The organism is Pseudomonas sp. LTR0, assembly GCF_036630035.1.
Lineage (GTDB): Bacteria > Pseudomonadota > Gammaproteobacteria > Pseudomonadales > Pseudomonadaceae > Aquipseudomonas > Aquipseudomonas putida_Y.
In genome coordinates this window covers 2,419,533-2,437,865 of the sequence record NZ_CP123734.1, presented here as the reverse complement: position 1 = coordinate 2,437,865, position 18,333 = coordinate 2,419,533, and the positions used below count along the sequence as shown (strand labels likewise).

Genomic DNA, 18,333 nt, shown 5'->3' with positions numbered 1-18,333 from the left:
CCGTGAGAATGGGGCAGCTTTGCAGCCCCTGAAAATCAAACCTCAGTAATCGAAGCGGTCAACGGCACGCCGACGCTCGTTGTCATCACGCCGGTCATAGATGGCCGTGGTCTGGATATTGGCATGGTGCGCCAGCTTCTGCGCAATCGACAGGTCGTGCTCTTCGATCACCCGGGTGATAAATGCCCGGCGAAAATCGTGTGGCATGATCTTCACCCCCACCTGCGCGCCGCGCTGGCGGGCAATGTAGTAGATCGCATGCTTGGTAATGCGCGCACGGGTAATGTGGCTGCCGCGACGGATGCGGTTGAACAAAAACGGGTCGTCCTCCGCCCCGGCAGGCAGGTCCTGGCGGCGCAGTTCAAGCCACGCCTGCAGCTTCTCGAATGCCCACGGCGGTGCATACTTGACCAGCTGGTGGTTGCCCTTGCCCACCACTTGCAGGCTGCGCGCCTCGAAGTCGACCTGGTCGAGGTCGATGTCGACCGACTCCGACTTGCGCATGCCGGTGCCGTACAGCAAGGCAATGATCGCCGCATCACGTACCCCCTGTGGCCGCGGGTCGGCTGCGCACACATCCATCAGCTCGCGGATCAGGCTGCGGCGCAGGTTGCGCCCTGGCGGCAGACGGGAGCCTGTGGCCGGCTTGACCTCGCGAATGCGCAACAACTGCTCGTGGTCGATCAGGCCCTGACGCCAGGCCTCGTTCATCACCCCGCGAATCGCGTTGACGTACAGCGACGAGCTGTTGGGCGCGTAACCATCAGCACGCAGGGCTGCCACCAGTGCAATCACATGGCCCGGCTCAAGCCGATGCCAAGGCACATCGACGATGTTGCAGTCGACGAAACCTAGCCGGTCGGCGGCGTCCTGAAGAATGTAGCGCATGGTTTGCTGGCTGGATGGGGCCAGACGGGCCATGTACTGCAGCAGCGGATTTTTCGAGAGGTCGGACAAAACGTGAATCCTGTAGCGAAGCGTCAGCCGGCACTGAACCAGGCAAACCCTGAAGCAAGTCAAAACGACATACAAGCCAGTCCGAATGACTGCAAAACGCGCATGTCATTCGGACCCTGAGAAGTGCCATCACCTTGATATTCAAAGGCTTTGCAACTGGCACGGATCGTGATCTTACCCCAATTGAGGCCTACTGAACGAACCAAGGACCGCCCATGCTCTTGCAACCCACTGCTTCACGCCCGCGCCAAGCCATCTGGGGTTTGGGTTTTCGCCCGTTCTTCCTGGGTGGCAGTTTGTTTGCGCTGATCGCCCTGCTGTTGTGGGCCGGCGTACTGGCCGGGGCACTGGCCCCTGCACCGCCCGGCGGCATGCTCGCCTGGCACCGCCACGAGATGCTTTACGGCTTCGCCGCCGCCATTATCGCGGGTTTTCTGCTGACCGCCGTGCAGAACTGGAGCGGCATCCCAGGCTTGAGCGGGCGGGCGCTGCAGGGTTTGTTCCTGCTTTGGCTGCTGGGCCGGCTGAGCTGGTTTCTGCCACTACCGGGTAGCATGCTGATACTGGTCGAGGGCAGCTTCCTGCCATTGGTGGCACTGAGCCTGGCACGACCGATCGTGCAACGGCGCCTGCGCAACAACTACCCTATCGTGGTACTGGTGCTGTTGATTGCCGCCTGCCAGTGGTTGACCTTGGCAAGCTGGTTGCAGCAGGACGAACTGTGGCAGCGTCGTGGAATATTTGCCGGGCTGTGGCTGGTGACGGCGATGATGACCGTGCTCGGCGGCCGGGTCATACCATTTTTTACCCGGCGTGGCCTGGGTCACCTTGGCGCGGCCCCCGCCCGTCCATGGCTGGACCGTGCCTGCCTGTTGCTCAGCGTGGCAGTACCGCTGGCGTTTGCCACCGGCCTGGCCGATAAGCCCCGTGCCAGCCTGGCGGTGCTGTTTTTTGCCTTGTTCGCGCTGCACGCGGCCCGACTGCTGCTGTGGCACGACCGTGGCCTGTGGCGCGTACCGTTGCTGTGGTCGCTGCACCTGGCCTACGCCTGGCTCGCCCTGGCCTGCCTGGGCATGGCGCTGTGGCACAGTGGGGTGGCCCTGAGCCCAAGCCTGGTGACCCACGCGCTGACCGTTGGCGCCATGACCGGGCTGATCCTGGCCATGATGGCGCGGGTCGGCCTGGGCCACACCGGCAGGCCATTGCAGGTACCGACCAGCATTGCCTGGGCCTTTGCCCTGATGCAACTGGCGACCCTGGCCCGGGTGATTCTGCCGTCGTTTACATCCTTGGGGGTAAGTGTTTCGGCACTGTGCTGGAGCCTTGCATTGCTGCTGTTCCTGCGCCATTACCTGCCCATCCTGCTGCGGCCCCGGGCAGACGGAATGCCCGGTTGACGCGCTTGGGCCGCCTTGCGGCGGTGTGCCATGAGGGGAGCTGGGTGGGTGGTTTGCTCACCCTCCTGATTGCGACCGATCGCCAAAAGCGAAAGACCGCTAGACAGTAGCCGCCGCCCACCACCCTGGAAACATCTGCTGCACCCGCGTCTCGGCGAAGCGTTCGTCAATCAGCACCAGTACACCACGGTCCTGGTCACCCCGAATAACCCGGCCCGCCGCCTGGATCACCTTGCGTACGCCCGGGTAGAGGTATGCGTAATCGAAACCCGCACCAAATTGCCGCCCCAGGCGCTGTTTGAACTGCTCGTTGACCGGGTTGACCTGAGGCAGCCCCAGGGTGGCGACAAACGCGCCAATCAGCCGCGTGCCGGGCAAATCCACCCCTTCGCCGAAAGCGCCGCCCAATACGGCAAAGCCCACACCTCGGCCATCGGCGACAAAGCGATCGAGAAATGCCTGGCGGGCCGCCTCGTCCATGCCCGGCTCCTGTGACCACAGGGGAATCTGGCCATGCTGCTCGGCCAACAGCCCTGCCACCTGTTGCAGGTATTCGAAGCTGCTGAAGAACGCCAGATAGTTACCCGGCATGCGCTCATACTGCCGGGCAATCAGGTCAACGATCGGCGCCAGGGAGGCTTGGCGCTGCTGGTAACGGGTGGACACCTGGCTGGCAATGCGTACCTCCAGCTGTTCGGCACGGAACGGCGCGGCCACGTCCAGCCAGGCGGTATCGGCTGGCATGCCCAACAGGTCGCTGTAGAAGTGCCGTGGGCTCAACGTGGCGGAAAACAGCGTCGCACTGCGCGCCGCCTGCATGCGTGGTGCCAGCAGCCGCGCCGGGATGACATTGCGCAGGCACAGGGTGGCCAGGCGCCGTTTGCGCGGGCCCTGGCGTTGGCTGATGTCGAACAGAAAGTGCTCGTCGAACAGCTCGGCAACCCGACAGAACTGCAAGGCCTGATAGAAGAACTGCAACACCTGAGGGTCCATGTGCGTGGGCGCCTGGTTCATCTGCTCCTGAATCAGCCCGACGCACTGCTGCAGGGCACGCAGCAGCCCTTCAGGCAGCGACTCGCTGGCCTGGTACGGCGCGCGCTGCTCTTTATACAACGCGTTCCATTGCCTGTTGAGGCGGTCCAGCGCACTGACCAGCCCAGGCGGTTTGCTCTGGCGCAACGCCAGCAACTGGCCCTGGTCAAGGCTGGCGCTGTACATGCCGCGCCCACGCTCGACCAGGTTGTGCGCTTCGTCCACCAGCACTGCCACTCGCCACTGGTTGAGCTGGGTCAGGCCGAACAGCAAAGCATGCGCATCGAAGTAGTAGTTGTAGTCGGCGACCAGCACGTCGACCCAGCGCGCCATCTCCTGACCCAGGTAGTACGGGCACACCTGGTGCGCCAAGGCCACTTCACGCAGGTTGGCGCGGTCGAGCAACGGCACTGCTGCAGCAGCCTCGCGCGCAGCCGGCAAACGGTCATAGAAGCCTGCGGCCAAGGGGCAGGACTCACCATGACAGGCCTTGTCCGGGTATTCACAGGCTTTGTCGCGAGCGATCAGCTCCAGCGTGCGCAAGGCAGGTTGCGGCGTGGCATCGGTGATCTGGCGCACGGCGTCCAACGCAAGCGCCCGGCCCGGTGTCTTGGCGGTGAGAAAGAACAGCTTGTCCAGTTGCTGCGGCACCATCGCCTTCAGCAACGGGAACAAGGTACCGAGGGTCTTGCCAATGCCGGTGCTGGCCTGGGCCATCAGGCAACGGCCGGTGCTAACCGCCTTGTACAAGGTTTCAGCCAACTGCCGCTGGCCCTTTCGGAACTGTGGGTAAGGGAAACTCAGCGCCAGCAGGCCTTGGTCACGTTCGGCCAAGCGTTGTTGCTGCAATCGGGCCCAGCCCAGAAAGCGCTGGCACTGGGTTTCGAAGAAGGCCTGCAACTCGGCAGCCGAACAGTGCTCAGTGAACAGCGTCTGGCTGTCGCTGTCCACGTCGAGGTACACCAGCGCCACCTCGATGGCGGGCAGTTGTCGTGCCTGGCACATCAACCAGCCATAGACCTTGGCCTGCGCCCAGTGCAACTGACGGTGATTGGCCGGTTGACGCGCCAGATCGCCACGGTGCGTCTTGATTTCCTCCAGGCGATTGCTGCCAGGGTCATAACCATCGGCACGGCCCCGCACCGTCAGGGTTTCGAACTGGCCTTCAAGGGTGATTTCCGACTCGTAGCCAGCAGCCCGCCGTGCCACTACCCGCTGATGTCCCTCGATACCCTCCTGAGCGGAGGGCGACGGCGTGAAACGCAGGTCCAGGTCGCCAACCTTGGCGCTGAACTCACACAAGGCGCGCACCGCTACGCTGTAACTCAAGGCGATTCGCTCCAGCGCACGTGGCACACCGCGACCGGCAGGTCGTGTTGCCGGCAGAACTCCAACCAGCGCAGCTGATTGTCCTGCAGGCGATCACCGGGCCCCTTGACCTCGACCATGCGATAACGGCCCTGCTCGGGCCAGAACTGGATAAGGTCGGGCATGCCGGCACGGTTGCTGCGAATGTCCTGCAACAGGCGCAGGAAACATTGCTTGAGTGCAGCGGCCGGCAAGCAAGCCAAGGCCTGCTCCAGCAGTGCCTCGCTGAGCATGGACCAGAACACGAACGGCGACTGCAACCCCTGTTTGGCCACGTAGCAGTCGAGAATCGCCCGGCGATGGCTGCCATCGTCGAGCCTCCCGAGGCAGCGTTCGAACAGTGCACTGCGCCGTTGCTGGAAGTCGCTGTCGTGCAGGTCCTGTGGCGCGGCCTGGAACGGGTTGAAGAATGCGCCGGGCACCGGGGCGAAGATGGCCTCCCAGCACAACAGGCCAAACAGGCTGTTGAACAGCGTGTTTTCCACGTAATGCACCTGCCCCCCCTCTTGCATCAGGTGCTGACGCACGGCTTCTTCAACGCCCAGCGCAGCATGCCCGCGGGGCAGTTCGAGCTCGATCAGTTCCAGCGGCGTGGTGCGCTTGCGCCGCTGGGGCGGGCCGCCGAGTTTGCGCGCCAGGCGTGGCAGCATGCGCTGCAGCGCCTGCTCCTCCAGCGCGTTGGCGGGTGCCGCAGCCAGTTGCAATGCCAGTGCATGGGCCTGGTCCCACTGTTCGCTGCGCTCCAGCACCCTCACCTGGCGAATGCGCGCCTGGGGATGGTTGCACTGCGCATACACGGCCGTGGCCAGGTCCCATTCACCCAGGCGCTCGCATTGTTGGCCCACGGCGAATTGCAGCCGCGCATGGCGCCGGGCCAGCCAGGGGTTGTCGCTGTGCAGGCCCTGCAGGGTGGCAAGGATCGGCTGCGGGTCGCCGCCCTGCTCCAGGCGCTCGGCGCACTGGTGCAGGGCCATGGCCAGGTCGACATCGTCACGTTGCTGCAGGGCGCGAGAATCGGAGCTGAATGGTACCTGCTCGTAACGCAGCAAGCCCAGGTCGGCGAGGACAAAGTCTGACCAGTCCTGGTACAGGTTGCCGAAGAACAGCAGGCGCATGCGGTCGCACAGAGGTTGCAGGCACCACTGCAGAATGCGCACCTCGCTGTCGGGGAACCATTCGGCCAATGACCGCGCCGCCAGGGCCAGGGGTTGCAACTGTGCCAACAGCTCATGCTTGGCTGCGCGCGGGCGGCTCAGTTGCCGGGCGAAGCAGCGGGCCAGCTCTTCTTTGCGCAGCAACGCGAACAGCTGTTCAAGCTCCAGTTGCTCGGGCTCCCTTACCCAGCCAAGGGCCAGCAACGGCTGCAGCGCCAGCGCGGTATCGCCGATTTCGGCGTAGTCGAGCCGATCGCTGCGAAACAACTCGCCTTTGCGCATGACCATACGCACCATCAAGGCCTGGGCTGGCGCTTGCAACTGACTGAAGGCACGGATGAAGGCCAGTTCCTGGTCATCGAGCAGGTCCTGGTAGCGCTGTTCGACCCACGACACTACCTGGCGGAAGTTATGCAGGTAGTAGAACGGGTCGTCGACGGAATGGGCAATCACGGGATGGCATCAGGTAGCAAAAACAGATACTGGTTATACATACAGAAAAGCGTACCTGACAAGAGCCGCGGGTCAGCCCGTTGACTCGTTCATTTGACTTGTCGTCCCCTTCGCAGCAACTGTCAGCGCCTGCAAGCGTCTTGGTTTCAACTCGAGAAGCGGATATTTCGCCCGCAGTGCACCTCAAGCGCCTGCGCCAGTTGCCTTACCGCCCGCTGCAGTTCATCCGGGTGCCCGCCTAGCCAAATCAGCGCGAGGTGTTGGGGGTAATGCCCCTGCAGGCCGAACTGCTCGCCCGGTAGCGCATGCAATGCAGAGCCGGCCAATGCCAAGGCAATACCGTCCCACGCCAGCGGCTGGCGGAAACTCACCCACAGCATTTGCCCTCCTTGCGGCAGCTCAAAGACCACCCGCTGGCCGAATTGCGACTGCAGCACATGCGCCAGGTATTGCGTGCGCCTTTGCAGGTCTGTGCGCTGTTGAACCAGTTGCGTTTCGATTTCCCCCTTGCCGAGCATGTGAGCAAGCGCCTGCAAGCGTAGCGGCGCAAGCCGAAACGCTCGCTCGGCGAATGCCTTGGCCAACACGGTGTCACGACTCAGTAAATAGGCATACGGCGCCTCTGCCCCCACCGCGGCCTCGAACGTGCCCATCACCAACAGCCAGCGCGGGTCGATCCAGTCACGCAGGCGTGTGCTCGGCGGCCCGTCGTAACAAAGCTCGCTGTCCAGGTCGTTTTCCAGCAACCATACCGGGTGTTGGCCAAGCAACTGCCCAAGCTGCTGCTGAAAATACGGTGAAACCAGCCGCCCTTGTGGCATGCCCAGGCAAGACGGCATGACCAACAGGTTTATCGGCTCGCTAGCAAGCAGCTTGGCCAAAGCGTGCAGCTCGGGGTTGCCACGGGCATCCCGTGGTACCTCCAGCACGCGCATGCCGACACGCCCCAAGGCGCGCAACACTTGCCAGCAACAGGGTGAATGCACCAACGCGGTACCACCTTGCATGGCCAGTGCGGTCAGCAGCGTCTCCAGCAACGCCAGCACATCGGGGGCCAACTGGACATCATCGGCATGCCAGTACTGGTTGGAGCAGCGGGTGTATCGCTCAGCCACAGCATTGCGCAAACGGGCGCTACCAAGCGCTTCCCAGGACGCAACCCTGCGATCACGCTGACGGGCCAAACGCCGTTCATGACCAAGCAGAATGCGCTCCAACAGTGGCTGTGTCGGCAAGGGAGGCTGCCGGGCCACGGCCACAGTCTGATCTTTGCCACCGTTTTGTACGTAATAACCCGACCTCGGCAGACAATGTACACGGCCCTCCTCCTCCAGCAGGCTGTAGGCACTCTGTACCGTGGCCAACGACACCCGTAACCGCCGGGACAGCTCACGCAATGACGGCAAACGGCATGTGCCAACGCCTGCAGCCTGGTCGATCAACGCTTCCAGGTAGCGATACACCTTGCGATACGCGAACTCGCCTGGGGCCGCTCGCCCCATCAAGGCAGCCCCGCAGCACCACGCCGCCGCCCCACCGCCTGCTGCGGTAGCAACCTCAGGTGTACATCCCGACGGGCCAGGTGGTTAAGCAGGCGCCATCCCGTCAGCGGTAACTGCCCATCATAAATCTGCCGCAGTTGCCCCAACGGCAGGCCACTGGTGTTCACCAGCCAGGCTTTGACTGCATCAGGGCAGGGTTTGCCTTGCAAGGCCCTGTGCAGGTACGGCAACGCCACTACCATGTCGGCATGCCGGCACTGCAAGAACCGCTCGAGGTTTTTCCCCTGCCTGGCAAACGGGCTGAACAGCAGGCACACCAGTTGGGCCTGATTGATGCCGTAGACTTTGCCAAATAGCAACGGGGTGGCGTCACGCTGCTTGCTGTCACCCCCCTGCCCTGCCAGCGTCAGCGCTGGGCGCCCGGCCTGCGGCTCCAGGCTGCGGGCACGCAGTTCGTGCAACTGTGCCGTGGCTAGCGAGTCGACGAATTCAGACAGCGACAAAGCATCCGTAGCAGCCTCGAAGTGACAACCCAGCATCGCGTCAATCTGCTGGTCTTCAAGCAACTGCGGCAACAGGTCATCAATAGCAATCAGCCGCACTGGCGCACGCCCCGGTACGGCGCCCGGTACCGGCCCGTGCTGGCCAACCGGTGCGCCCCCAACAGCGCCGTGCAATCGGCTCAGACCTTGGGCCAGTGCCGCCAGGCACTGGTGCACTGCATGCGGGCCGCACTCGCTGGCCAGGCGCAGGCTACGCCGGGCCCAAGCCAGGTATCGGCGCCGGTGGAACCCGGGCACGGCAGTGACCAATGCATCGGGAGGCACCGCTGACTGCAGCGCATTATCCACGGCCCCCGCCAGCTCCAGGTGCAAGCGGCAACCCAGCAGGGCTTCAGGCCTGGCATCGATCATGTGGCCGAACATCAACAACGCATCCCTGGCGAGCCCCCAGCGCTCAGGCATTACCGATAGCCGACGACTGAACGGCACCACTGCGCGCCCCTCGATCATCTGCAATTGCACCCTCGGATCATCCTGCATGAACAGGGCGCTAAAACTGCGCTCATGAGCTTCCAGCGTGGCGCTGTCGGCAACCGGCAGGCTGACCACCAATACCCGCAGCTGAAAGGTTACCGGCGAACGCAGGGCAATGCTCAGTTGCGCGGCACGCAACATGGCCAGCAGCCGGCTGCTATGGCGGTCGCTACCTTGCAATAGCTGCAAGCTGAAAGTACCGATGTACTCGGGCCCGCCTGCAGCAACCAACAGGCGTTGTATCAACAACTGCAAGGAAGCGCGCTGCGCCTGGGACATGTGGTTCAACAAGCGCTCAAGTACTTGCTGGTAGATATAATGCATCGCCTGGTCGTGAATAGCAGTCACGCAATCACCTCATCAACTTCATGCAGCCAGCGCATGCCGTACCAACCATTTCAACTTATACATGCGCCAAACTTACCCAGAAGAAAATTCCTACAACTTAAATGAAAGTAATGACGTAACCCTTCACTGTCGCCAGGCCATCGAGAAAAAACCACCACTGCGATGGCCTGTCGCTTCCACATGCTGCTCTATACCAGGCATAGCCATGCTCATCCCACGTTCCTTGCACAAACTATCATTGGGCCATTATCGAGAGGGAGGCAGCGCGAATTGAAGACACAGTTCACGGTAAAAAAACCATTCAGCGGCCGTGTCAGCTCACAGTGGCTCGCTAGGGAAAAGCGTTCAAGGCTGAATATTTGGCGGGATATTTCTGAAACCCCAAAGACCGCTGACTTATATGTAGTCCGCGTCGCAACTTATTGTAGGAACAGTCCTACTTTAAAAGTTGAATCACTTTACCCCGCGCACAAAAAACCCGGGGCCTGCCCGGGTTTGCGGGTCATTTCAGTAACCGTCAGTGTTGCGCCATGTCCAGCACCACCCGCCCGCCGCACGGGCATTGGTCCATGTAACGATGCGCCTCGACCACCTGTTCGAACGGGTACACCTTGATGATTTGCGGCGTCAGCAGTTGGTCGGCGGTGAACTGGTTGATATCGCGCAAGGCACGCTGCAGTGCCACCTGGTCCTGGCTGATGCCAAGCTCTGGCTTGCCGGTGAAATTACCGATGCAGTGCACATAGAACTGAATGTTTTTCTGGAATGCCGCACAGGCCGGGAACGGTGTCTGGTTGCCACCTTGCAGGCCGTACAGCACCAGGCTGCCACGCGGCGCCAACACATCGCCCAACAGCGACATCTGCGGGCCACCCATGCCATCGAGCACCATGTCAACGCCGCGGCCATCGGTGTACTTGCCAATCTGCAACAGCAGGTCCTGCTCTTCAGTGACAATCACTTTGTCTGCGCCCAGACCCAGCAGGTACTCTCGCTGCGCCGCATCCTTGGTGGCGGCGAACACCTTCAGCCCCAGGGCCCTGCCCAGCTGCACGAAGGCAGGCCCGGCGCAATGGCTGGCATCGGTGACCAGTGCTGTCTGCCCGGCCTTGGCCCGTGCCAGGTCGACGTAGGCGAAATAGGCAATCAGCAGCGGGGTGTAGTGCACGCTGGCCTCAATCGGGGTGAGCACATTCGGATAGCGAGTAATGGCTGTACGCGGCAGTACGATGACATCGCCATATACCGGGTGGTCGTTGGCGCTGGTGGCCGGGAAACTTGCAACCCGGTCACCGACGGCAATGTCATCGACCCCTTCACCGACCGCCGTCACCACCCCGGCCATTTCGTGACCGATCCCTGCTGGCAGACGTGCCTGGGACGGTGCCAGATTCTGGCGCCAAAGCACGTCATACCAGCTGACGCCAACCGCTTCGACGCGGATCTGCACCTCGTCGGCAGCGGGTGACGGTTCGGCCTGCTCTTCGCAACGAAGCACGTCAGCAGCGCCGAACTTGTGGAAACGGATCATGCGGGACATCGCATACCTCGCCTTTGTGAACCTCTAATTACCACTGACTCTATCCGGGCTTTGCCCGTTAGACCATCAGTGGGCATTAATAGTCGACATGCTTGTCATCGATTGGGCACCTGACTTTCCCTGCGATTGGTCCCCCTAAACCCGTGCAGGGTAACAGCCTTTGGCCTTAAGATTCACCTCTGCCCCACATTAGGCGAAGCGCACCGATGAATCGAAACGACCTGCGTCGTGTAGACCTCAACCTGCTGATTGTGTTCGAGACGCTGATGCACGAGCGCAGCGTGACCCGCGCCGCAGAAAAACTGTTTCTCGGCCAACCGGCCATCAGCGCGGCGCTGTCGCGCCTGCGCAACCTGTTCGATGACCCGCTGTTCGTGCGCACAGGGCGCAGCATGGAGCCATCGGCACGGGCCCACGAGATCTTCGCCCTGCTGTCACCGGCACTGGATTCGATTTCCACTGCAGTCAGCCGCGCTGCCGAATTCGACCCGGCCACCAGCAATGCGGTGTTCCGCATCGGCTTGTCGGACGACGCCGAGTTCGCATTGCTGCCGCAACTGCTCAAGCGCATTCGCGCCGAGGCGCCCGGTATAGTGCTGGTGGTGCGACGAGTCAACTACTTGCTGATGCCAACCCTGCTGGCCTCGGGCGAGATTTCGGTGGGTGTCAGCTACACCAGCGAACTGCCGGCCAACGCCAAGCGCAAGGTGCTGCGCCGCAGCATGCCGAAACTGCTGCGCGCCGACAGCGTACCCGGCAGCATCACCCTGGATGACTTCTGCGCGCGGCCCCATGCGTTGGTGTCGTTTGCCGGGGACTTGTCCGGTTTCATCGACGAAGCCCTCGAGGAAATCGGCCGCAAGCGCCACGTGGTGCTGGCGGTACCGCAGTTCAACGGGCTGGGGAGCTTGCTGGCAGGCACCGATATCGTGGCTACGGTACCGGACTACACGGCGGATGCACTGACGGCCGCCGGCGGCTTGCGGGCCGAGGACCTGCCGATACCCGTGCGCAGTTTCGAACTGCACATGGCCTGGCGCGGGGCACAGGACAATGACCCGGCGGAGCGGTGGTTGCGGTCGCGGATACAGATGTTCTTTGGGGATCCTGACAGTCTTTAGAAGATCGTGTCCCGAGAGGTGGTGTAACTCATCCTGCGACGCTGTTTAGCGTCCTCCCCGCCTATGCTTGATCAGCAGAAAACCAAGATTGACCGTGTAAGGATTATTCCTTGCCATTCAATCAATACATCCGGGAGAACGCTCATGCCTGCCATCCACGAAATCGCCACGTTGACCTCGAAGGGGCAGGTCACAGTGCCCAAGTCCGTTCGCCAGCTTTTAGGCCTCGGCACGGGTGGCAAGATCGCATTCGACGTACGCGCCGGGGAAGTCGTGGTCAGCCGCGTAGAAGCCATCCATGAGGACCCTGCCATCGGTGCGTTCCTGGGTTTGCTGGAGGCTGATATCCGAAGCGGGCGCAACCTCACCACCCTGCCGGAAAACCTGGCCCAAACCATGCTCGCCAATGCGGGCCACGATGTAAATCTGGACGAAGATATCGACGGTGAGGTCGCGATCTGATGCTGCGACATGGCTGGACACTGTTGTTCCATGAAGGTGTGACTTTACAGCTACGCAAATTGCAAGAAGCCGCCGCCCAGGCCGCGCAGAACGACCCACAAGGTTTTGAAAGCAACGCCAACGTCAAGCTGTTTCGGGCATTGAGCCATCTGATCATGGAGGCTGTGCCTGCCGACCCGGGCCGTGACGAGCTCCGCCAAGGCAACACGCTAGGCACCGCCTACCGACATTGGCGGCGGGCGAAAATCGGTAGGCGCTTTCGGCTGTTCTTTCGCTACGACTCAAGGTCCAAGGTCATCGTCTACGCATGGGGCAACGACGAAAATACTCTGCAGTCCGCAGGCAGAAAATCCGATCCCTACGCCGTATTCGAGAAGATGCTGGACCGCGGTAACCCTCCTGATGACTGGGACGAGCCCAAAGCATAAGCTGCGCGACTGGGTGAGGGATTGCACGTTCGACTCCCCCCCTTGGTGCTTCCACTGTAATCCACTCGTAACGCACATTGCGTTTCTGCGCCCCCTCATTCGACGGTTTGCCGGGCGACACCCGAGCGCTGCTGGACTGTCTGTCTCTACCACTAACCGGCAAGGCTTGACTCTACCGTAAGGGGCAGACTTTACCCTTGGCACTTCATTACCCGGAGTTTGTCATGAAGCGCAAACGCATGCTCGTAATCCTCGGCCACCCTTCGAACAACAGCTTTTGCGGCGCTGTGTCCGAACGTTATGTCGAGGCCGCCACGCAAGCAGGCCATGAGGTGCGCCTGCTGCGCCTGGACACCCTGGATTTCGATCCGGTCTTGCACGATGGCTATAACCAGATCCAGTTGCTTGAGCCCGATTTGATCGACGCACAGAACGACATTACCTGGGCCGAACACCTGACATTGGTGTACCCGATCTGGTGGGGCGGCATTCCGGCGTTGCTCAAGGGGTTCTTCGACCGCGTGTTTCTGCCCGGTTTTGCCTTCAAGTACCGCAAGGGCTCGCCCTTCCCGGATAAGCTGCTCAAGGGCCGCACGGCTCATCTTTTGGTGACCATGGACACGCCGCCGTGGTACTACCGGTGGGTGTATCGCATGCCGGGCCTGCACCAAATGCGCAAGACCACCCTGGAGTTCTGCGGCATAAAACCCCTGAAAACCCTGACCTTCGGTCCGGTATTGGGCTCCAAGCCGCAACAGCGCGAAGCCTGGCTCAAACAAGTCCAGGCAGTCGCCAGCCGCTGATCGGCCCCGGTCGGGCCGTGCCCCCGCGCTGCCCAGCCGAGCCTCCCTGCTGTGGCACCTTGTCCAGGCTTCCCACACCCTGATGCTCGTGCAAAGATGTCGCGCGCCTGTACGAACACGCGACATCTTTTCGCTTCTGATGCGTCAAAAAAGGGATTTTCATGTACATCGGCAAAGCGGCCCAACTGTCGGGCACCACCGTCAAAAGCATTCGACATTACGAAGAAATCGGCCTGCTGCCCCCACCGCAGCGCGAAGGCAAGTACCGCATCTACAGCCAGCAAAGCGTAGAGCTGCTGACCTTCATCAAATGCGCTCAGCAACTCGGTTTCAAACTTAAGGAAATGCGGGCCATTCTGCAGGATCATCACGGCCAGGAGCTGCCCTGGGATCTGGCCATGCAGGCCATCGATAACAAAAAGCAGGAATTGATGGGGCAGATCCAGACATTGCAGCAAGTGCATGACGGCTTGGTTGAGTTTGAGCTGAGCCTCAAAGATGCTCAGATGCAATGCCAGTTCGAACACCTGGAAAGAGCCCGCTGAATCCGCTCCGCTGCCCCTGAACGGCCATGGCGCACGGTGCCGTTTTCAGCACGCAGGCGCCACGGCGATTTAGCCTGGCACAGCCCCACCCCCCGGCTGCTCACCCTCTTGCACTGCTGGCTGCGGCACAATCGCGGCAAAGAACCACGGCGAAATCAGTGTGACCAGCAAAATGCTAATGAAGCCGCCGGATGACAGCGCCAGTATCACCAATACACCCAGGTCAATGACGGGTTTGTAGGCGCAGAACAGTAGCGCGACAAAGCCCATCGAGAAGATCACGACGTTGACCACCGTCGAGCGCCCGACGCCCTGCATGGCCGCCAGGATAGCCTCGTCGATCTCGATGCCCTTCTGCACCAGCATCCTGATCCGTGACAGCAGGTGAACGGCGTAATCCACGACGCCCACCACCAGGAACGTCACCAGTGTGGTACCGATGCTCAACTCGATGTCCAACAGGTACATGCTGCCGTACACCGTCACCGACGTGGTCAGCAACGTCAGCATGCCGAGGATGGGCAGACACGGCGTATTCCGGCAAGTCGCCGGCTATCAGCCCGCACTTGATCGCAGTCTGCGTGAACAGACGGTCGTCCAGCGCGACGTTGTACTGCAACTGGTTGAAGCGCAGCCGAGAGCGAGTACCGGCGGTGAAGTCCTCGGTTTCGCTGTGGGTAATGCTGTCGATCTGGTCGAGGTCGGCATAGGAGTAGTCGCTACCCATGAACGCCCCGCGTTTGTCGGTGGTGGAAACCCTGCGGGTCTGTCGGCTGACCGGCAAATACATCCATTGGCTGTATTCGAGGCCCAGGACCTCGCGCGGGTTTTCGATGTGGAAGGCGACGTCACGCACATCACTAGGCGCGGAGAAATACAGGGTGAAGTTGTCGCTGTCCGGGTAATCCTTTTGCAGGTAGCTGAACTCGCGGATGCGGCTGTTACCTTGGGATCCTGACAGTCTTTAGGCGTCGTCGGGCGGGCTGCTCATCTGACACTCTCATTTAGCCAGCCGTACATGCGCTTGATGCAGCCGCACTACAGCGCCTAGAACTCCACCTTGCCCCGCCCCATCTTGATAGTGCTGCGTCTGGCTTTTCCTTCGAGCCGGCGGGTCTTCGAGCCGAGGGTCGGCTTGGTGGGGCGGCGTTTTTTCTCGGTCTTGCCGGCAGCGATGATCAACTCGGCAAGACGCGCCAGTGCGTCAGCGCGGTTCTGCTCCTGGGTGCGGTACTGCTGGGCCTTGATGATCAACACGCCGTCACCGGTAATGCGACTGTCACGCAACCCTAACAGCCGCTCCTTGTAAAACTCGGGCAGCGACGAGGCCGGGATGTCGAAGCGCAGGTGCACCGCGCTGGACACCTTGTTGACATTCTGCCCACCCGCGCCTTGCGCGCGAATGTATGTCAGTTCGATGTCGGCATCCGGCAGATGCACGTTATTGGTGATGGTCAGCATGACATGGCCCTTGTGATTACCCACATTATTACAGCCTGCGCCGCTATCCCATAGCACCACACACAATTCCTTGAATCAGCGCCGAAGTCTACCATTGCTGACCTCATGCACTTGTCTGGTTGCCATCCTCGGTACGTATCGAGGCATTCTTGAAATGCTGCCCTACAACGCGCTGAACTTTCAGACGGCAATACTGGAAAATACGCGCAAGGACCAATACCCTGCCAAGGATCCAACCTAGACGAGTTGATCATGTCAGGGACTACACCGTTTCAAACCCCGCGCTGGATGCGTGACCTCGTCCGCTTCCTGCCACTGAAAAGCCAATTCGTCCTGTCGGGCAACATCCGCGACCTCCAGGCTTGTGAGGTCGTTCCTGGCACGGTCACGGCCCAGAGCTTCAACCAGACCCTGTGCAACGCCTTGCTCGACACCGGCTATGGCCATGTGCTGGCTTGGGACCCGGTGGCTGGTTTTCGTGTGCTTGGCAAACCTGGCAGCGACCCGGCACCGGGCCAAGCCCTGCTCCAGGAACTCGGCCTGACCCCGGTGAACGGCGCCGCGCCTGCGGGTATCGACCTGCTGGCCGCCACCATGCAGCGGCTGCTGGCACGCACCGATACGCCTGTCGCCCTGATCATCGACTTCGCCTCGCGCCTGGCGGTACGTAGCGATTCCTTGAGTGCGGCCGAGCATCAGCTGTTCACTCAGGCCTTGGTGCATGCCCACCAGGCGCGCAGCAGGCCCCAGCCACAAACGCGCAAGCCATTCTTCAATACGCTGCTGTGGCTGGTGGAGAAAGAAGGCGACCTGCCGGACTGGCTGCTGGTCGACAACCCCCGGATTCGCCACATTCCCGTCTCCAAACCTGACCAACTGGCCCGCCGCGCCCTGGCGCCGGCGCTGCTCAAGGGGCTCGCCGGTAGCCAGGAGGCGAGTCAGGACGCGCTCGCCCAGGCTGCGGACGCCTTCGTACAGAATACCGAGGGCCTGCTGCTGCTCGACCTCAGCGCCATCGCGCAACTCGCACGGGTCGAAGGTGTGCCCATGGTGCAGATCGCTGATGCCGTGCGCCGGTATAAAGTGGGTGTCACCGAAGACCCCTGGCTGCGCATCGATCGCCAGCGCATCCGCCAGGGCGATGAGCTGGTGCACCAGCGAGTGAAAGGCCAGGACCACGCCGTGACCCACATGCTCGACATCGTCAAGCGGGCAATGACCGGCGTCGGCGCCAGCCGCAAGGGTAACCGTCCGCGTGGCGTAGCCTTCCTGGCTGGGCCGACCGGGGTGGGCAAGACCGAGCTGGCCAAAACCATGACCAGCCTGCTGTTCGGCGACGAAAGCGCTTATATCCGTTTCGACATGTCGGAATTCAGCGCAGAGCATGCCGACCAGCGCCTCATCGGTGCACCACCCGGCTATGTCGGCTACGACGTCGGTGGCGAACTGACCAATGCGATTCGCGAGAAACCCTTCAGTGTGGTGCTGTTCGACGAAATCGAAAAAGCCCACCCGCGCATCCTCGACAAGTTCCTGCAAATTCTTGACGACGGCGTACTGACCTCCGGTCGCGGTGACCGGGTGTACTTTTCCGAGGCACTGATCGTGTTCACCTCCAACCTGGGCATCTACCGCCTGGGCGAGAATGGCGAGCGCGTTGCCAACGTGCTGCCGGGCGAGCCCTACGAGCAGGTTCGGGAGAAAGTCCACAGCGAGATCGACCGGCATTTCAAGCAGGTGCTCAATCGTCCGGAGATCCTCAACCGTATCGGCGAGAACGTCATCGTGTTCGACTTCATTCGTGAAGAGGTCGGCCAGCAGATCTTCGAACAGATGGTCGACGGCACCTTCAAGGACCTGCAGCAGCAGAAACTGCACGTGGCCATCGCCCCTGAGGCGCGCCAGGCATTGCACGCTTTGTGTCTGCACGACCTGTCCAACGGCGGCCGTGGCATCCGCAACCAGCTCGAGGCGCATCTGCTCAACCCGCTGGCGCGGGCCTTGTTCGACCAGGACGCTCAACCTGGCGAGCATTTCACCATCAGCCGTCTGGGTGTCGGCGGATTGACCCTGGAACGTCGCTGACCATGGAACTGAGCCTGTCCCGTGTGCACTTCCCGGTCACCACCCTCGGCCCAGGTCGTCGCCTGGGCATCTGGTTTCAGGGCTGCAGCATCCGCTGCCCCGGCTGTATTTCCGCCGACACCTGGGGGCCAGGCAAGCGCCGTGTGGGCATCGCACAGTTGCTGAAACAACTGATGCCCTGGCTGGCCGAGGCTGAGGGCATCACCGTCTCCGGCGGCGAACCCTTCGACCAGTTCCCTGCCCTGCTTGCCATGCTCCAGGGGCTTCGCCAGTCGAGCCCACTGGACATTCTGGTGTACAGCGGCTACTCGCTGGAGCAACTGCAACCCCATCTGCAACAAGCCGAAGGCCTGATCGATGCGTTGATCAGCGACCCCTTCGACCAGCGCAGCGAACAATCCCTGGCCTTGCGTGGCAGCGACAATCAGCGCCTGAACCTGCTGACCCCGCTCGGCCATGAACGCCTTGCCAGCTACCAGCGCCCCCTGCAACCCACTGACCAGGCCCTTGACCTGATGTTCGACGAGAACGGCAGCGTGTGGATGGCAGGGATCCCTCGGCGTGACGACGTACTGCGTCTGCGCGACCTTTTGAACGCGCAAGGCCACCAGGTTAGCACCAGCGCGCACCGCCCCTGACC

At 61.8% G+C, this 18,333-nt stretch carries 15 protein-coding genes and 2 pseudogenes; 8 read left to right on the top strand and 9 right to left on the bottom strand.

Translation table 11 applies throughout. The annotated features are described in order from the left end of the window. Window positions 1-42: 42 nt before the first annotated feature. The gene (locus QCL51_RS11200; RefSeq protein ID WP_021782337.1) at window positions 43-957 is read right to left on the bottom strand and encodes a tyrosine-type recombinase/integrase; all 915 of its coding nucleotides are present in this window, start codon (window positions 955-957) and stop codon (window positions 43-45) included. A 215-nt stretch (window positions 958-1,172) separates the two neighbouring features. Between QCL51_RS11200 and QCL51_RS11195 the strand changes: the two genes are divergently transcribed. Next, on the top strand, window positions 1,173-2,354 hold the full coding sequence (locus QCL51_RS11195; protein WP_338444854.1) for an NnrS family protein: 1,182 nt from the start codon (window positions 1,173-1,175) through the stop codon (window positions 2,352-2,354). Window positions 2,355-2,453: 99 nt separating this feature from the next. Here QCL51_RS11195 and QCL51_RS11190 read toward each other — a convergent pair whose 3' ends face one another. The 5 genes from QCL51_RS11190 to QCL51_RS11170 form a co-directional block, all read right to left on the bottom strand. Next, entirely contained in the window at window positions 2,454-4,715 is a 2,262-nt protein-coding gene (locus QCL51_RS11190) for an ATP-dependent DNA helicase (RefSeq protein ID WP_028697231.1), read from the bottom strand. Beyond that, on the bottom strand, window positions 4,712-6,361 hold the full coding sequence (locus QCL51_RS11185; RefSeq protein ID WP_338444853.1) for a VRR-NUC domain-containing protein: 1,650 nt from the start codon (window positions 6,359-6,361) through the stop codon (window positions 4,712-4,714). Before QCL51_RS11185 ends, QCL51_RS11190 begins: the two co-directional genes overlap by 4 nt. A 146-nt stretch (window positions 6,362-6,507) precedes the next feature. Further along, window positions 6,508-7,863, bottom strand: a complete 1,356-nt coding sequence (locus QCL51_RS11180) for a GntR family transcriptional regulator (RefSeq protein WP_274119362.1) — start codon at window positions 7,861-7,863, stop codon at window positions 6,508-6,510. Continuing rightward, a complete protein-coding gene (locus QCL51_RS11175; protein ID WP_021782332.1) occupies window positions 7,863-9,248 on the bottom strand; it encodes a hypothetical protein in 1,386 nt (461 codons plus the stop codon). The genes QCL51_RS11180 and QCL51_RS11175 overlap by 1 nt, the downstream gene beginning before the upstream one ends. A 517-nt stretch (window positions 9,249-9,765) precedes the next feature. Continuing rightward, a complete protein-coding gene (locus tag QCL51_RS11170) occupies window positions 9,766-10,788 on the bottom strand; it encodes a zinc-dependent alcohol dehydrogenase family protein (RefSeq protein WP_103444521.1) in 1,023 nt (340 codons plus the stop codon). Window positions 10,789-10,994: 206 nt separating this feature from the next. Between QCL51_RS11170 and QCL51_RS11165 the strand changes: the two genes are divergently transcribed. The 5 genes from QCL51_RS11165 to QCL51_RS11145 all read left to right on the top strand — a co-directional run bounded on the left by QCL51_RS11165 (window position 10,995) and on the right by QCL51_RS11145 (window position 14,147). Further along, a complete protein-coding gene (locus QCL51_RS11165; protein WP_003253946.1) occupies window positions 10,995-11,909 on the top strand; it encodes a LysR family transcriptional regulator in 915 nt (304 codons plus the stop codon). 144 nt (window positions 11,910-12,053) lie between these two features. Then, window positions 12,054-12,371 (top strand): type II toxin-antitoxin system PrlF family antitoxin, encoded by a 318-nt coding sequence (locus tag QCL51_RS11160; RefSeq protein ID WP_275966648.1) that lies wholly within the window; start codon window positions 12,054-12,056, stop codon window positions 12,369-12,371. After that, window positions 12,371-12,799 (top strand): type II toxin-antitoxin system YhaV family toxin, encoded by a 429-nt coding sequence (locus tag QCL51_RS11155; protein ID WP_028697233.1) that lies wholly within the window; start codon window positions 12,371-12,373, stop codon window positions 12,797-12,799. Before QCL51_RS11160 ends, QCL51_RS11155 begins: the two co-directional genes overlap by 1 nt. Before the next feature lie 224 nt (window positions 12,800-13,023). After that, window positions 13,024-13,602 carry an NAD(P)H-dependent oxidoreductase gene (locus tag QCL51_RS11150; protein ID WP_209966493.1) on the top strand — a complete coding sequence of 193 codons (579 nt, stop codon included), beginning with the start codon at window positions 13,024-13,026 and terminating at the stop codon, window positions 13,600-13,602. 161 nt (window positions 13,603-13,763) lie between these two features. Continuing rightward, window positions 13,764-14,147, top strand: coding sequence for a MerR family transcriptional regulator (locus QCL51_RS11145; RefSeq protein ID WP_021782327.1), 384 nt, complete (start codon window positions 13,764-13,766; stop codon window positions 14,145-14,147). Window positions 14,148-14,216: 69 nt separating this feature from the next. On the opposite strand, the pseudogene QCL51_RS11140 reads toward QCL51_RS11145, so the two are convergent. The 3 genes and pseudogenes from QCL51_RS11140 to arfB all read right to left on the bottom strand — a co-directional run. After that, window positions 14,217-14,666, bottom strand: a pseudogene (locus QCL51_RS11140) (MMPL family transporter); the annotation flags it as partial. 1 nt (window position 14,667) lies between these two features. Further along, window positions 14,668-15,096 (bottom strand): annotated as a pseudogene (locus QCL51_RS11135) (outer membrane lipoprotein-sorting protein); the annotation flags it as partial. 98 nt (window positions 15,097-15,194) lie between these two features. Then, the gene (arfB, locus tag QCL51_RS11130) at window positions 15,195-15,608 is read right to left on the bottom strand and encodes an alternative ribosome rescue aminoacyl-tRNA hydrolase ArfB (RefSeq protein WP_021782324.1); all 414 of its coding nucleotides are present in this window, start codon (window positions 15,606-15,608) and stop codon (window positions 15,195-15,197) included. A 252-nt stretch (window positions 15,609-15,860) separates the two neighbouring features. Between arfB and QCL51_RS11125 the strand changes: the two genes are divergently transcribed. After that, window positions 15,861-17,693 carry an AAA family ATPase gene (locus QCL51_RS11125; RefSeq protein WP_338444852.1) on the top strand — a complete coding sequence of 611 codons (1,833 nt, stop codon included), beginning with the start codon at window positions 15,861-15,863 and terminating at the stop codon, window positions 17,691-17,693. Window positions 17,694-17,695: 2 nt separating this feature from the next. After that, on the top strand, window positions 17,696-18,331 hold the full coding sequence (locus tag QCL51_RS11120; RefSeq protein ID WP_319297982.1) for a 4Fe-4S single cluster domain-containing protein: 636 nt from the start codon (window positions 17,696-17,698) through the stop codon (window positions 18,329-18,331). The last annotated feature ends 2 nt before the right edge of the window (window positions 18,332-18,333 follow it).

Excerpts from the sequence above, each read along its gene's own strand:
- QCL51_RS11195 (WP_338444854.1), top strand. The coding sequence starts at position 1,173 with ATGCTCTTGCAACCCACTGCTTCACGCCCGCGCCAAGCCATCTGGGGT.
- QCL51_RS11180 (WP_274119362.1), bottom strand. The coding sequence starts at position 7,863 with ATGGGGCGAGCGGCCCCAGGCGAGTTCGCGTATCGCAAGGTGTATCGC.
- QCL51_RS11170 (WP_103444521.1), bottom strand. The coding sequence starts at position 10,788 with ATGTCCCGCATGATCCGTTTCCACAAGTTCGGCGCTGCTGACGTGCTT.
- QCL51_RS11165 (WP_003253946.1), top strand. The coding sequence starts at position 10,995 with ATGAATCGAAACGACCTGCGTCGTGTAGACCTCAACCTGCTGATTGTG.
- QCL51_RS11160 (WP_275966648.1), top strand. The coding sequence starts at position 12,054 with ATGCCTGCCATCCACGAAATCGCCACGTTGACCTCGAAGGGGCAGGTC.
- QCL51_RS11155 (WP_028697233.1), top strand. The coding sequence starts at position 12,371 with ATGCTGCGACATGGCTGGACACTGTTGTTCCATGAAGGTGTGACTTTA.
- QCL51_RS11150 (WP_209966493.1), top strand. The coding sequence starts at position 13,024 with ATGAAGCGCAAACGCATGCTCGTAATCCTCGGCCACCCTTCGAACAAC.
- QCL51_RS11145 (WP_021782327.1), top strand. The coding sequence starts at position 13,764 with ATGTACATCGGCAAAGCGGCCCAACTGTCGGGCACCACCGTCAAAAGC.
- arfB (WP_021782324.1), bottom strand. The coding sequence starts at position 15,608 with ATGCTGACCATCACCAATAACGTGCATCTGCCGGATGCCGACATCGAA.
- QCL51_RS11125 (WP_338444852.1), top strand. The coding sequence starts at position 15,861 with ATGTCAGGGACTACACCGTTTCAAACCCCGCGCTGGATGCGTGACCTC.
- QCL51_RS11120 (WP_319297982.1), top strand. The coding sequence starts at position 17,696 with ATGGAACTGAGCCTGTCCCGTGTGCACTTCCCGGTCACCACCCTCGGC.